Source organism: Vibrio sp. vnigr-6D03 (assembly GCF_002835515.1).
GTDB classification, from domain to species: Bacteria; Pseudomonadota; Gammaproteobacteria; order Enterobacterales; family Vibrionaceae; genus Vibrio; species Vibrio penaeicida.
Window position 1 is genome coordinate 60,551 of record NZ_PIZL01000018.1, and the last position, 15,253, is coordinate 75,803.

General features: G+C 43.5%; 9 protein-coding genes. 7 read left to right on the forward strand and 2 right to left on the reverse strand.

Annotation, left to right across the window (positions count from 1 at the left end; all coding sequences use genetic code 11):
* Positions 1 to 73 precede the first annotated feature (73 nt).
* Together CW749_RS14720 and CW749_RS14725 are read right to left on the reverse strand one after the other, a co-directional pair.
* A complete protein-coding gene (locus CW749_RS14720; protein WP_101113023.1) occupies positions 74 to 1,606 on the reverse strand; it encodes a hypothetical protein in 1,533 nt (510 codons plus the stop codon).
* A gap of 59 nt (positions 1,607 to 1,665) precedes the next feature.
* Positions 1,666 to 3,702, reverse strand: a complete 2,037-nt coding sequence (locus tag CW749_RS14725) for a hypothetical protein (RefSeq protein ID WP_101113024.1) — start codon at positions 3,700 to 3,702, stop codon at positions 1,666 to 1,668.
* Between the two features lie 857 nt (positions 3,703 to 4,559).
* Here CW749_RS14725 and CW749_RS14730 point away from each other — a divergent pair.
* The 7 genes from CW749_RS14730 to CW749_RS14760 all read left to right on the forward strand — a co-directional run bounded on the left by CW749_RS14730 (position 4,560) and on the right by CW749_RS14760 (position 15,253).
* Positions 4,560 to 5,759: a DEAD/DEAH box helicase gene (locus CW749_RS14730; RefSeq protein WP_101113025.1), complete on the forward strand. Its 1,200-nt coding sequence runs from the start codon at positions 4,560 to 4,562 to the stop codon at positions 5,757 to 5,759.
* Positions 5,760 to 6,136: 377 nt separating this feature from the next.
* Entirely contained in the window at positions 6,137 to 8,392 is a 2,256-nt protein-coding gene (locus CW749_RS14735) for a PKD domain-containing protein (RefSeq protein WP_101113026.1), read from the forward strand.
* A 587-nt stretch (positions 8,393 to 8,979) separates the two neighbouring features.
* Positions 8,980 to 10,524, forward strand: coding sequence for a metallophosphoesterase family protein (locus tag CW749_RS14740; RefSeq protein ID WP_101113027.1), 1,545 nt, complete (start codon positions 8,980 to 8,982; stop codon positions 10,522 to 10,524).
* 307 nt (positions 10,525 to 10,831) lie between these two features.
* Entirely contained in the window at positions 10,832 to 11,605 is a 774-nt protein-coding gene (gene agaR / locus CW749_RS14745) for a transcriptional repressor AgaR (RefSeq protein WP_101113028.1), read from the forward strand.
* Between the two features lie 383 nt (positions 11,606 to 11,988).
* A complete protein-coding gene (gene agaR, locus CW749_RS14750; RefSeq protein ID WP_101113029.1) occupies positions 11,989 to 12,765 on the forward strand; it encodes a transcriptional repressor AgaR in 777 nt (258 codons plus the stop codon).
* An 8-nt stretch (positions 12,766 to 12,773) separates the two neighbouring features.
* Positions 12,774 to 14,081 carry a D-tagatose-bisphosphate aldolase, class II, non-catalytic subunit gene (locus tag CW749_RS14755; protein ID WP_101113030.1) on the forward strand — a complete coding sequence of 436 codons (1,308 nt, stop codon included), beginning with the start codon at positions 12,774 to 12,776 and terminating at the stop codon, positions 14,079 to 14,081.
* A complete protein-coding gene (locus CW749_RS14760; protein ID WP_101113031.1) occupies positions 14,081 to 15,253 on the forward strand; it encodes an SIS domain-containing protein in 1,173 nt (390 codons plus the stop codon). Before CW749_RS14755 ends, CW749_RS14760 begins: the two co-directional genes overlap by 1 nt.

A 15,253-nucleotide genomic window follows, 5' to 3' on the forward strand; every position in this document is an offset into this window, starting at 1 on the left:
ATTCCTATAGTAAAATTAACGCTAGCCAGATAGCCTAAACCCCTTCCTAACCAGCGTACATACTAAATATAAATCAATTAATATCTTTCTTAAGCTTTTCAATCATCTGAGTTAATTCAGCTGTGGTGTAGGGAATAACATCCTCAGCTAAATTAGTTCTTACGAAAATGCCTTCTCCGTAACTGGGTAGATAAGGTTCCCATGACTCAAGAACTTTTTTTACTGCTTGTTTGTCTGGTTGTTTAAAACCCTTATTTAAATAGTTTTTCTTCAAAGAGGAAGCAATTTCGGGTTCATGGACTTCAAGCGCTTCAATTGCGCTCCATGCACGTGTTTCATGTTTATATGAATCGAGTGTAAACAATAAATAGAATGTATATAACGTTGTTAGATCACCCATTGGCAGTACTTTCTTCAATGCTACGTCATAGTATTCATTAAATTTTTCGGCATATAGAAGCGAATAGGCAAAAAGCTTGGTACTTGAGGCTATAGACGCGATACCTTGCTCGTCAAAGTTCTTTGTAGGGTCATAAATGTTGTTGCCCATTGTACTGCTGATCAGTCTCATTAATCGGCTAGGGCTTTCGTCCGTTAGCCAATAAAAACCTTGGAGTTTACGATTAGGACCATAAGGTAAGGAATAGAGTAGATAGCTTAATACTTCTTTGCTTAGAGGAGTTTCATACAACACATGATAACCTAATAAATTGAGCTGCTTATCCCAATCATTTAACCAAACTTTTAACTTATTTTTATCATTTGGCATATTCGCAGAATATTCCGTTAAAGTAGCTCTAAGGTGCTCCAACCTCTCCAGTTTTGACATACTCCCAATACGTTCAAACTCTTGCCCGTTAAACGTATTCATACATAGATAACCACGACTAAAGTCATCCAAAGATTTGTGAAATTCAGATAAATAATTCTTTTGAATGTCTTTTAAGGCACACCATCTTATGTCTTTTGCATCTAATAGCCACTGATTATGGAGCATAATCAGCCAAGCATATTGTTCACCATATTTATTAAGCAGTTGATTGGCGCGCTTGATTCGATCTTGTGCTTTTACACCCTGTTCATAATTAGCAGATAACTTTGTAGGCTGCCATAGATAGTAAACTAGCGCAGACTTAAGCGCCCGAACATCTCCTTGGTCTGCTAAGTCGAGTATTTCGGCTACGTAGCGTTGTTTGTCTAGATCGGATAAATTTAGAGCATCAAGTTTTGGTGAACGACTATAGTGAGCTGTTTTCTGTACAGCATTTGCAGTAATTAAAATGGCGCGAGCATCAATATCGCCTTGTTTCGCTTTGTCTACTATCTGCGAATAGTCGCTGTGTACTTCGGTATAAGCCGAATAGTTACCCAGCTTGGCAAAGTGCTGATTAATTCGGTCGAATCGACCTTCATCTTTTAAATCGACATCGAGACAACCACCACTGGCGATATAATGATAGTAAGCATATAAGGAAGCATCTTTGGTATTGAGCATATGAAGATCTTCAATATATTCTTGTTTACAAGTCTCTGAAACATGCAGTACTTGAGCACTAAATGCATTAAAGGTGAACAACCCTAATACAATAAAAACTAAAAAACGCATTAAATAAATATTCCTTTAGAAATACCCCTTCTCACCAATTAGTGAGAAGGGGTAATTTATTAGAATCGGCTTGAAACTGCCAACCCAGCTAGCTGCTGATTAGCAGACATGCCAGAGCCAAAGCCTGAAATAGAACCTACTTCTCCTCCAGATGAAAACCCAGACATTGCCTGAGAAAGCCTATTTGCGTTAGGGGTAGGTACACCGCCATTTGAGCCACATCCAGGTCTTCCATCCCCTTCATTTATTCCATTCGTGGCTTTCTCTGGCTTGGGTAATGGCGCTATGGTACCGCAACTTGGTCCAAATGTGCCTCCAAAATCATTTCCACCTGTGCCAGAGCCGCCACTAAATTCACCAGTAGGTGTACCACAACTTGGTTCTCGTGGCGGCTCAAATTTTGGTGTTTCAGGAACATCGACCCCTCCCCCCGTGAAGATACCACCTGTACCAACACCGGGCTCACCGCCATCTGGAGCTACGCAGCCTGTATCTTCCGGTTTCTTCGGTTTCTTATCGTCTTCATCCTCATCTTCGCTTGTTCCACCTGTCGTGGTAGCCGGGGGAGTGGTATCGTCTGGGGGAGTGGTATCCTCTGGAGGAGTGGTGTCAGCTGGCGGAGTGGTGTTTGTATTCGACTTCACTTCACAGTTTTTGGATAGATCAATCGTTCCTTTATCAATTTCGCCTGTTTTCTTAATATTAACAGGACCAAGTGTACCTTCAAGAAATACTTCTCCTTTTATCTCTACATTACAAGCATTTTTAGCACCAAATGAAACTTCAACCCCTGCTGCTACATTGGCGCCTTTTTCTCCTGCCTGGTAGAACATTTTAGCCCCACCAGTTACAGTACCTTCGGCTCCATTGAATGTTGGATTACCTCCAGTAATACCAAAATTAAATTTAGCGTCTCCTTTCATTTCACCAGAAATACAAATTTTGTCTGGTATTGGAGTCTGTGGAATAGGAACACACAGCTCACCACTAAATCCACCTGAAAACTGCACACTTAAGTTCTCAGTGGTGGAGTTATAATCAAATTTTAAAGTAGTACCTATCCCATCATTTGACGCACCAATCCCAACACCATATGTATTCTCAAAATCTAATGATGATAAACTTACATCCGGTGCAACGGGATAAGGTGACTGATCTGAGTATGAGCTAACACCTACTAAAGGGGTATTATTTTCAAAATTTGTGTTTGAAGCAATTCCAGGACCAGAAGAGTAGATTGAGTTTCCACCAAAACCACCCGCGTTCATTCCAAATGGAGAGTCAGCAATGCCTTCTAAAGCATGTCTATTGGTAACACCGTCATAACTTCCCATTCCATAAGTCGTTCCACCAGTGATAGGATTTGAGCTACTTACATTAAGCCCACCAAAGCTGTCCGAAAGAATGCTGTCGAAATCTGTACTGCCACCTTGGTTCACGGCGCTATTTAACAAGAAATCACCCTGTGAAAACTGCGACCAGCCTGCTTCACCTAATGAGACATCATTAGCTCCCAATTGGAATGTTTGTGTTGATAGGAGCCCCCCTTGCTCCCCAAAAACCGAGATTCGCTCAAATTTTCCTTGCCCGGTGGTCAGCGTTTCAGAAAAAACGTTGGCGCTAATTCCAGCCGTTGTTACATCAAACTTTGAAACAATAACATCCGCAAATACGCCGTTTTCATTGTACGAATTCCGTACTGTTTCTATTGAAAGAGATGTTCCACTATCTTGATGATGAAGATTAATTTCCCCTACTTGATCATTAAAGAAACTATTAATTGACCCACCTTCATAAAGGCGATCATAAACATTAAGCATTTCTTGGTGAGATGATGAGCCGACTATCTCTCTACGAATATTTTCCGTTGCTGAAGCAACTTTTAAGCTTTGCTCCGACACAACAATTTTTTCGATGCTCTGAAGAATGGAGTCCGATACTGCCGAACTGTCAACTGCAACGCCGCTGGTTGCAACAGCATTTGCTACCGCTGAAGACTCTAGACTAACCGCACTTGAGTTTGCATTTAAAATTCCTGATTGCTGTAGTTCATATATTCTTCTCAGCTCGTCGTCTGATAAACCTCTAGTACTCATTATTTTCCCAACTTTAGTTGTATTTATTATTTCAATATAAAATTAAAATAGTTTATTAAATTTAGACGATATCTCTATCTCGTTTTTTTTATCATCTAAAAAGAAGAAAAAAAATTAATAACCTTCAATTTTTAAATTAATACGGCAAGGTTCATAAAACCACACTGCAACCAATTGAAAAATGTAACAAAAGACCACTTTATTGTGATTTATTTAGAGAACTTTATTCAGTTCTACCCTGGTATCAATTTTTTTAATTATCAGCTCAAAAACCGATAAAAAAATAACCACAACGTATATAAAAAGCTTTATTTACTAGCAGTCTTTCGAGTAAAAAAACAATACTCCATCAACATTGAACTCTCACTTACAATATGACGCTAAATCGCTACCCGACATAAAAAACTGTTGTACCATTATTTTCCTAATCTAAAATAAAATCAAAAATAATAGATATTAAAATGAATCCAGTTTTTATAGGCAACAGTATTTATTCAGGCACTGGAATAATATTTTATGTATTAATACTAACGTGAAAGAACATATTGATAATCATTTATTCAATGCTTACCACACTATCGCTAATAGCTCACAGAATCATTTTGCTCACCTCTACTTGAGCGACAGCAAAAAATACAACCCGTGATTATGTACCCCATAACCTAAAAGTGTCTTGGATTGGCATTTCACAACTCATTGTAACGATTGTATGCAAGAGTTGCTTAGAGTTGGACGCATTCTCCACCCCCTACCAAAGCTGACGTAGTAAGGGTAAATCACTGCAAACCATGCTAGAATCTGCGCCATTATTTGCACCGTGTTGTAGGTGCACGCTTAAATATCAATTGGATTTCTTCATGCCATTTTCCAAATTAGGACTCAGCCGTCCGATCACTACCGCTATTGCCGAGCAAGGTTACGACTCCCCGACGCCGATTCAGGAACAAGCCATTCCGGTTGCTCTGCAAGGGAAAAACATCATTGCCGCAGCGCAAACTGGAAGCGGTAAAACCGCTAGCTTCGTGCTGCCTATTTTGGAACAACTGAGCCAATCAGAAACTCAGCGTAAAAAGCGTTTCAGAGCATTAATCTTAACGCCGACTCGTGAACTCGCTGTTCAGGTTAATAAAAGCATTAAAGTGTACGCCAAACATTTAAACCTAAAATCGCTTGTGGTTTACGGCGGTGTAGATGATAAGCCTCAAAAGCAAAAGCTGATCGAAGGCATCGATATTCTAGTAGCGACACCAGGGCGTTTGCTGGGTTTGTACACGCAACGTGCCGTGCATTTTGAAGAAGCGGAAATATTGGTTCTCGACGAAGCCGATAAAATGCTCGACATGGGCTTTATCGACGACATCAACAAAATCATCGAGCGCTTGCCTGTTGATGTGCAAAACCTGCTGTTTTCTGCCACGCTTTCTCGTAAAGTTCGAGACTTGGCGAAAACCGCTGTACCGAACCCTGTCGAAATTTCTTTGCACCTGCAAAACGCTGAAAAGCCAAAGATCGACCAATGGCTAGTGACGGTAGATAAAGACAAGAAATCAGCGTTGTTGAGCCATTTGATTCAAGAGAATGACTGGGACCAAGCACTTATCTTTATAGAAACCAAGCATGGAGCGGCTAAATTAGTCTCTCAGTTAGAGAAACGTGGCATTCAAGCGGAAGCGTTCCATAGTGGTCGCAGCCAAGCCATTCGCGGGCAAGTCTTAGCGGATTTTAAATCTGGTAAAGTAAAATACTTAGTGGCGACAGGCGTTGCAGCCCGTGGGATAGACATTACCGAACTCAGCCGAGTGGTGAACTACGATTTACCCTTCCCGCCAGACGAATACGTGCACCGCATTGGTCGTACGGGTCGTGCAGGTAAATCAGGTGAAGCGATCTCTTTTGTATCCAAAGACAACTTCAAAAATCTTTGCATGATTGAGAGCCTGATGGGTGAATTGATTGTGCGTAAAGAAGTGGAAGGATTCGCACCAAGAAAAGAAGTGCCCATTTCTATTCTAAATTATGTGCCTAAGAACAAACGTAAGCCTAAAGATAAAACCTAAGAGTGCTCGCAACCTATTGTGAGATGTCTGGTAAATACCCTCCGGTACTCCCCATAACAAAACCCCATCGACTGAGCCCTCAACCGAGGGCTTCATCACGAAAAGTACTCCACGTGTGAAGTAAGCCACCTCTAGCTACTCACTCCGCTTGGCATTCAGGTAACAAATCCGTCTAAGCGCATTTTATGTTCAATGAATGCAAAAACTATGACAGGTTGAACGAACCTCACGTACATAATTATTGTTATTTCAGTTAATTACCGAAGTTTGCGAGTGATTTATAAATTAAAGGTCAGTGCGATTGTTTCTAGAGTATTGGGTTGATAGCTTGCCAGCAGAAGTATCCGATATCTATTTAAATAAGAGGTAAAAGATCTATGAAAAGCTTCACCTTGCGTCCTTTATTCGTTTCCACAGTGTTGGCAACGATGACACTCTCCGCAGCTCATGCCGCGACCACAACTTGGCCGGGTCAAGAAGTGGGCGTATTAACCTATAACCTGACCGCTGATAAGCTGATTAAAACCGGTCCGATTCGCTTAGGGCAGATGGATTTAAATATCTCTGATGCAGAGCTTGATCAAATTCGAGCCAGTGCTCCTGATCAAGCCACGGCTGACAAGCTTGTCGAGATTGCGATCCTAAAGCGAAAGGTATGGCGAGCACCTTATTCTTTCGTCATCCCAAATGAACGACCACATTGGGCGATGGCGATGGCGCACGCCGCACAGCTTTTCAAAAACGTGACTGGCATCGATGATCCTTACCACAGCGCAAACCTATACGCAGCAAAAACACTCCAAGAAAGTGCCGTCGGCGCCGACTATGACGCCAAAACCTTTACTTATCCGACACCTCCAACCTATAAAGACCAAGATCCAAATCACTCCAATTATGGTATCTGGAGCACGCTATATAACGGCAGAACCAAACACGATGGCTTCTTTCAACTAGAAGGACATATGTATTCTGCTTACGGCGAAATGATGAGGATGTTCCCTAATCGATTCTACAAAGGCATCAAACCAGATTCCGTCTATAAAGCAGTCGCACCTTACGAGATGACCTCCCCTATCTATAATGCGGTGTTTAAACCTGAACAAGGAAAAAACAGTTTTGTCCCGAGTGCCATTGGCGCGTCGTACTACAACATTTTTGCTTACTACATTTTGGCGCGATCTTCAGAGAACTTCGGCGAATTTGTCGTTGAATCAAAAGATCCACTGGCATTAACTAAGTTGATTTCTGTCGGTTACAACCGAGGATTGAGCCCTAACAGCATGGCGTTGAATCCTTTAAAACCGGATGTAAGAGCACACTGCGCATCTTTAACTGTCATTGACGAATGCTTCGACCCAGAAAACCAAGGTGGTTTCGGAACCAGTTACCTATATCAAGTACCGTACAAAGCAGTAGAGCTTAAAGACGTCGCCGAAAATAACGGCCCTGGCTACCCAGGTTACTACACCAGCCAGATTGACTGGGCAACAGTAAGCAGCTATTTGGATGCACTTGGACCACTCTATACGCCGGAAGAAATTACTTCGGCAAAAGCTTCGGCAAAAACAGCATTTGATGCGGTTGCAAAACAAGGAAGTATAGATTTTGCGAACCAATTTGGCGGTGTTCTTGATGCTATTTTGTTATCACTTCCAGTAGACACGCCATGGACACAGCTATGTAAAGCTGATGGCGGCGCGTATGACGCATTCAACCGTGATGGCACCTTTAAAGGCGTTGAGCACAGCTACCGATGCAAGCCAGAGACTGTGAGCAAACCGCTTATCTTAGGTACGCGCGTGGGCGACAGAGCACCAGTTGCAAGAGCAGGTGAAGACCAGATCATAAGCCATGTTAAAACAGTGACACTTGATGGTTCTAAGTCTTTTGACCCAGACGGTGATTCCATCACTTATTCATGGAAACAAGTCAGCGGAGCACCAGTAACTTTAACGGCACAAGGTTCGCAAGCATCGTTCTCTGCCCCTTCCGTCACGGCGACAAGCGTCCATAACTTCCAACTTACGGTCACAGGTAATGGAAAAACAGGTACCGACGAAGTAGTAGTAACCTTACGACCTAACCAAGCACCTGTTATAACTTACAAGCCAGTTAAAGATATCTTTATCGGCGATACGGTCACGATTGACGCAAGTAAAACCATTGATCCTGACGGAGACACTATCAGCTACCGCTGGACAGGGTTACCTGATGGTTCCGTGGTAAACACAACCACACCAACGATCAGCTTCAAAGTGCCAGCAGCTACTACATACACAATTGAGTTAACCGCCACCGACTCGTTAAACAATTCAGCAGTCACCTCTATTCCTGTTCTGGTTGAACTTGTCGACGCAGGTTCGACTTGGGATTCGAGCAAAGTTTACCAAAAAGGCGATATCGTTCGTCACCGCAACAAAGAGTTTACGGCTCAATGGCAAACTCAAAGCGAGGAACCAGGGGTTGCGGAAGTGTGGCTGCAATCTTACGGTCCTGAAATCACCGAATGGGATCCAAAACGCATCTATGGTAAAGGTGATCGGGTGTTATACAACGGCGCAACTTGGGAAGCGAAATGGTATGCCAATTTCGAAAATGTTCCTGGTATCGATGGCGCTTGGAAAAAAGTGTAACCAACCGCAATTACTCATTGCTAGTTAATTAAAGGAGAGCGTAAGCTCTCTTTTATTGTGACCTTTATTCCATGATCACTATTAAATAATATCATAAGCTCTCAAGTTTAAAAAAATAAAATTAAATTTAACCAAAACTAAAGAAGGAGTTAAATAATAAATTGTAAATCATGGCTTATTAAAAACTACATTCCCTCTAAGCTACACCTCCCCTTAGATCTTACTAAAAAACTCCACCTCGATGAAAAGAAAACTCAAAAGCCACTGAATTATAGTAATTTTCATCAGTAGCAGCCGACAAGCCATCGTTTCCACGACAAAAATGTGAACTGTGTTCAACCAGAAACCGAAATACAAAAATAATAATTAAATAATAAAACCTTCACTTCTTATAAAAATCTAATTCTCACTTCCTTTCTTTGCATTTCATCATCTAAAGTGTACATTTTTCTCTGATTAAAACTGAAAGAAAAAACATCATAAGATGTTTAATCAAACAATTGTGATCGAGTTAAATAATAAAACTATTTTTAGCTGATTAAATACTTAAACACGACTCGAACATTGATAAATCGCTAGGAGAAAACATGAAAAATCCGTGGCTAACAACCTGTCTATTAAGTGGTGTTGGTATTTGTACATCTGCAATTGCTAACCAAGAATTTCGTGTTCACCCATACTTACAAAACCCGACGGATAGCGGCATGACCATCATGTGGTTATCAAATAAAAAATCGCCTGGTGAAGTGACACTACAGCAACATGGTAAGAATAAAGTGTTCACCTCAACACCAAGAGAAGCCAAAGAATTACGCTATTTTCCGACAGAAATAGAGAAATATGGAAAAGAGTTAGCCAACACCCGCGCACCTTACATTCACAGTGTCACCCTATCTGGCTTGAATGCTGGAACAGAATACAATTATGCGGTTACACAAAATGGACAAACCTATAATGCCACTTTTACCACAGCACCGAGTAAAGATGGGAACGTTCGGTTTGTCGTGTATTCAGATTCAGAAACAGAGCCTGAGTCGACAGGTCGAACCCGTCGCTGGTCTGAACCATTTGGCGACTTTGACCGACAGTATATTGTTGACCAGACAATAGGCTACCAACAGAACATGAATGTGATTTCATCAAGACAACCAAATTTTATCGCCATTGCGGGGGATTTGGTTGAGTCTGGGAATGAACAACGTGATTGGGATGAATTTTGGCGACACAATGCCGGCGAGCTCGGAAATGTCGCTTCGCGTGTTCCCATCTTGCCTGCTATAGGCAACCACGAAAACTACCCAGGCCCGGATGGCGGCAAAAATGAGTACGTAGAAGATCTCTCTGCCCAAGCTATTGCTCGCTACCAAACCTATTTTGATGTACCAGACAACGGAAGCAAGCGCTCTGTATTTAAAGACAGATATTACCGAGTGGACTATGGTCCCATCACATACATCACCATAGACACGTCCGACGGCAAAGCCGACAAATCGAGCCAAGATACCAACTGGCGTTTGACAGGGATAAACGCCCCCGACTTCAATCCAGGTTCGGAACAGTATCAATGGTTAGAAAAACAACTGGCAGACGCCCAAAAAACGGCTCAATTCACTTTTGTGCAGTTTCATCATGTGCCTTATTCCGTTGGTCCACATGGATTTCCGACTGGCGACCAAGGATTTGAAAAAGGCCAAGATAACCAGTCTGGCGTGCCAGTCAGAGTCCTCACTCCGTTGTTCAAAAAATACGGTGTCGATGCCGTATTTGCGGGGCACGATGAGATGTACGAGCACTCCGTCGTAGAAGGTATTCATTTTTACGATGTCGGTATTGGCGGCGACGGGCTTCGCGGTCCCTATTTCGGTAAAGATGGTAAATACGATGTCCCGCTAGATAACCCTCACCAAGTTTTTCTCGCTCACCTTGACGCTCCGGAGACATGGGAAGGCAAAAAGCTCGTAAGTGGTGGTAAGCACTACGGTCATTTAGAAGTGAATGTTCAGAAAAGCGAGAAAGGAACGTGGTCGGCAGAAATCGCCCCTGTCTACGTATTCCCAATTATGGACAAATCCGGATTTATCCAAAGCTGGGAAAGAAGAGTGTACGACGATGTTGTTACCTTAACCAACTGAAAGAACGAGTTGTAATGCGTGCCAGCGCGCACAAGTAAGTATATCAGTCACTAACTCGATGGCTTCCTTGTCTGCGCTGGCACATTTTTTAAATCGAGAAGCCTTATTGTGCAAATGTAGGATGTTTGTTACCCCTAAATTATTCGATAAAGGATGAGTCCGATTATGAATGAGTTTGACCGCTTAGATTTTTGATAGCTTGAGTTACTCGATAACTTAAGCTGTTTGATAACTTAAGCTGTTTGATGCCAAGGCAACGTGAGCTAAAGTTAGGCTTATCCCAATAGCAGAATACGTGTAACCGCCAATGACTGACACAGCACAACGCCGCGAAGCCATTTTGAGCCACATCCAAACCCACCAGCAAGGTGATGTAAATGATTTCGCGGAGCAATTCCAAGTCTCTAAAGTCACCATACGAAACGATCTAAATTACTTAGAAAAACAAGGGTGTGTGACTCGATGTTATGGCGGGGCAAAGCTAAACCATCAATTTGCATTCGATCAACCCTTAAGCGACAAACAACAAATCAACAACCGTATTAAGTCCGAGCTCGGTGCTTACGCCGCGAACTTGATCAAGGATGGTGACACCATTTTGCTTGATTCCGGATCCACCACCGAACAAATTGCCCATCACTTAAAAGGCAAACACAATTTAACGGTGATGACCAACGCCATTAATATCGCCTACCATCTTGCCACCCAAGATGGAGTTGATGTTATGGTCACTGGTGGCGTCCTGCGTAAAAACTCTTACTCGCTCTACGGTGCGGCTGGAGAGCAACTACTTGCAAGCTACCGTTTTAACCTCTTATTTATTGGGGTAGACGGGTTTGACAAAGAAACGGGAATCAGCACGTCTCATCAAGGGGAAGCTGAGGTCAACCGAAAGATGCTTGCGTCGGCGCAGACCGTTGTCGCCATTACCGACTCATCGAAGTTCGATCGCCAAAGCTTTTGCTCGATCGCACGCCCAGAACAAATCGACATACTGATTACCGATAGCGGTATTCCGGTTGGCTACGCAGAAGCTCTCAAAGCCAAAGGCATTGAGGTGCACATCGTCACCGTCGCTTAACCGCATTATGCGGTAAAGCCTCCCCTCCCAATTCCTTTCTTCAAAAAAGTATTATTCAAACCTTTTATCTACCCTTATTGCTAAAAGTGTGATCTTACGCATGAGTCACTTCGAAATCTTGCTATGGCTCACTCTTTCATTGCCCCTTTCAGTTCTGAAATCGCAGATCAATGGTGTGATGGTATTTATTGACTGAAACATCAAAATTAAAACGAAAGTCAAACCTTTCTCTTTTCATGAACCGAAAGGGTTTTAACCCCAAAAACGAAAGACAATCACCTGTGATCGACCTTTCATTTTTGTTTCACCATGCCTGATTTAATTCACTACAACAGACACAAGAACATTTCAGCTGTCGATGAAAGAAAAGAAAGGCAACGGTAATGACAAGTACACAAAGACGACAAAAAATCATGGAGCACATTCGTTCGCACGGCTCAGGAAAGGTAGATGAGTTTGCGGATGAGTTTGATGTGTCGGCGGTAACCATTCGCCATGACCTCAATTTGTTGGAGAAAGAAGGCTGTGTTTTCCGGTGTTACGGTGGCGCAAATTTGAATCCGAATTTTGCCTTCGATCAGCCTCTTTACCGAAAAGATCAACTTAACCGCAGTACCAAGCAAAAAATTGCTCACGCTGCAGCAGCACTAGTGCAAGATGGGGAAGCCATCATTCTAGACTCGGGCTCAACCATTGGGCTAATGCCGCAATATCTCACGAATAAGCAGCATCTTGTCGTTCTAACTAACGCGCTGAATACTGCGTATCAACTCAGCAATAATGAACAAATCGACTTACACGTGGTCGGTGGCAGTTTGCGCAGAGCGTCGTGCTCATTAACTGGGCATCACGGCGAACAACAAATTCGCTCTTACCTGTTCGATAAACTGTTCTTAGGAGTCGATGGGTTCGATCTGGGCGCTGGCATCACCACACCAGACAACCTCGAAGCTCAAATCAACCGCACCATGTGTGATGTCGCAAGGCAAGTCATCGCGGTGACCGACTCCAGCAAATTCGGGCGTAAAAGCTTTTGCACGATTCGAGCCGCTAATCAAATCGACGTATTGGTCACCGACAGCAACATTCCTCACACCACTCATCAGGCACTCCTCGATATGGGTGTCGACGTCATTATCGCCGATCAAACGGTCAATTAGGAACCAGCATGAAAACTCTACAATCGCTGATTGAACAACATAAGCAAGGGCAAACCACTGGCATTTATTCCGTGTGCTCTGCTCATCCTTTGGTGTTGGAAGCCGCTATCAAACAAGCGGCTGTAGACAACCAATTGGTTTTGATTGAGGCGACGTCCAATCAAGTTAACCAGTTTGGTGGCTACACCGGCATGACACCTCTGAACTTTTCCGAACACGTGTATCAGCTTGCAGAAAAACACCGTTTCCCCGCCGAGCGCATCGTTTTAGGTGGCGACCACCTCGGCCCCAATTGCTGGCAGCACTTACCAGCACGTCAAGCCATGGAATATTCCGCGCAAATGATTCACGACTACGTGAGCGCGGGATTCAAGAAGATTCACCTTGATTGTTCTATGGCTTGTGCAGACGACAAGTCACCACTAAGTGAAGCCATAATGGCAGAACGTGCCGCACAGCTTTGTGTTGCCGCGGAAAACGCATGGAATGAAGCAGGTGGAGAACCCCCTCTGTACGTAATTGGTACAGAAGTACCCACACCCGGTGGTGCCCTTGAGTCGTTGCAAGAAGCAGGGCTAGAACTCACCAGCCCAGAAGAAGCCATAGCGACATTAGACGCCCATCACCAAGCATTTTACGATGTAGGGCTGGAGCATGTTTGGTCACGCATCATTGGTCTAGTTGTCCAGCCGGGCGTCGAGTTCGATCATCACTCAATTCATCACTACCAAAGCAGGGCGGCTCAACCTTTGAGCAAGGTAGTGGAGGATCTGCCTCACCTTGTCTTTGAAGCACATTCGACCGATTACCAAAACCCACAGGCATACCATGAACTGGTTGACGATCACTTTGCGATTCTCAAAGTCGGTCCCGCGTTAACTTTTGCATTGCGCGAAGCACTCTATGGGCTTGAACGTGCTGAACAAGAATGGTTGGGGAGCCATGAAGCTTCTCACCTGCGCGACACGGTTGAACAAGTGATGCACGAAGAACCAGACTACTGGCGTTCTCATTACTCGAGTAAAGGACATCAACAATTCCTTGATTGCAGCTACAGCTTAAGCGACCGAATTCGCTATTACTGGACACACCCTAATGTCAAAAAAGCGCAAAACGCATTATTTAGCAACCTCTCGGCACGCCCATTACCTCTGACTTTACTCAGTCAGTATTTACCGAATCAGGCAAAAGCCATCTTACAAAATCAAATTCAAAACCTACCTGCTGACATTGTCATACACAAGATCATGGAAGTGACCAAAGTCTATTCCGCCGCTTGTTATTTCAATTCAGTGACGAGTAAGGAGACAATTTAATGACGACCTACTTAGGCTACGAATCCGCTTGGCTAGACCAGCGCAATGGCATTCACACCGCTCAAGAAATTGAACATCAACCGCGTTTGTGGCGACGTTTGGCAAACGATTTAGAAAGCCAATCGAATTCAATTAACGCGTTTTTATCGCCTCTATTATCGCGTTCAGATCTTCGTATCATTCTTACAGGCGCAGGCACGTCGGCATTCATTGGTGACACTGCCATGCCTTTTGTTCAATCGAAGTTGGGCTATCAAGTGGAGTCAATTCCAACCACCGATTTGGTTTCAAACCCAGAGCAGAACATTAACCCAGAGTGCCCTACTTTACTGGTTTCCTATGCTCGGTCTGGTAACAGCCCAGAAAGCGTCGCCGCGGTCGAACTGATTGAGCAGCTCGTCCCCGAATGTTTTCATTTAATTCTGACGTGTAATGAAAATGGAGCACTTTCTCGCTACGCGGATACCTCTACCAACGCGTATTGCATGATCATGCCTGAAGGTTCTAACGATAAAAGCTTTGCCATGACGTCAAGCTTCAGCTGCATGCTGATGTCTACGCTGGCTTTATTAGGGAGCAACGATGCAGATCAATCACACACAGACATCGCCACCATTGCCAGCTTATGCGAGAAAAAAATTGAGCAATGGCAATCCGCCATCAAATCTTTGTCTGCGCTGCCGTATGAGCGATTAATTGTGCTTGGTAGCGGCGGGTTTTCAGGGCTGGCGCGAGAAGCGTCGCTAAAATCGTTGGAACTCAGTGCGGGAGCAGTCATGACAGCGTTCGACTCTTCCCTTGGGTTCCGTCATGGTCCTAAGTTCACCATTAACGATAAAGCGTTGGTTATTCAATTTTTCTCCAGCGCCAACTATACCCGCCAATACGATATTGATTTGTTCAACGAAATCCAACGAGACCAACAAGCCTTAAAGCACATTGCCCTCACTGAAAAAACGTTAGACAACGCGAATGTGTTCGAGCTTGGACAATTAGATGTGGATGAAGAATGGCTCTGCTTTCCATACATCTTGTTCTGCCAAATGTTGGCGTTTGAGAAATCACTTCAACTTGGGCTAGGGCCCGACAACCCTTGCCCAACAGGCGAAGTTAACCGAGTAGTACAAGGAGTGACTATTCATCCATTTAGCAATGACATTAAAGGGAATTAA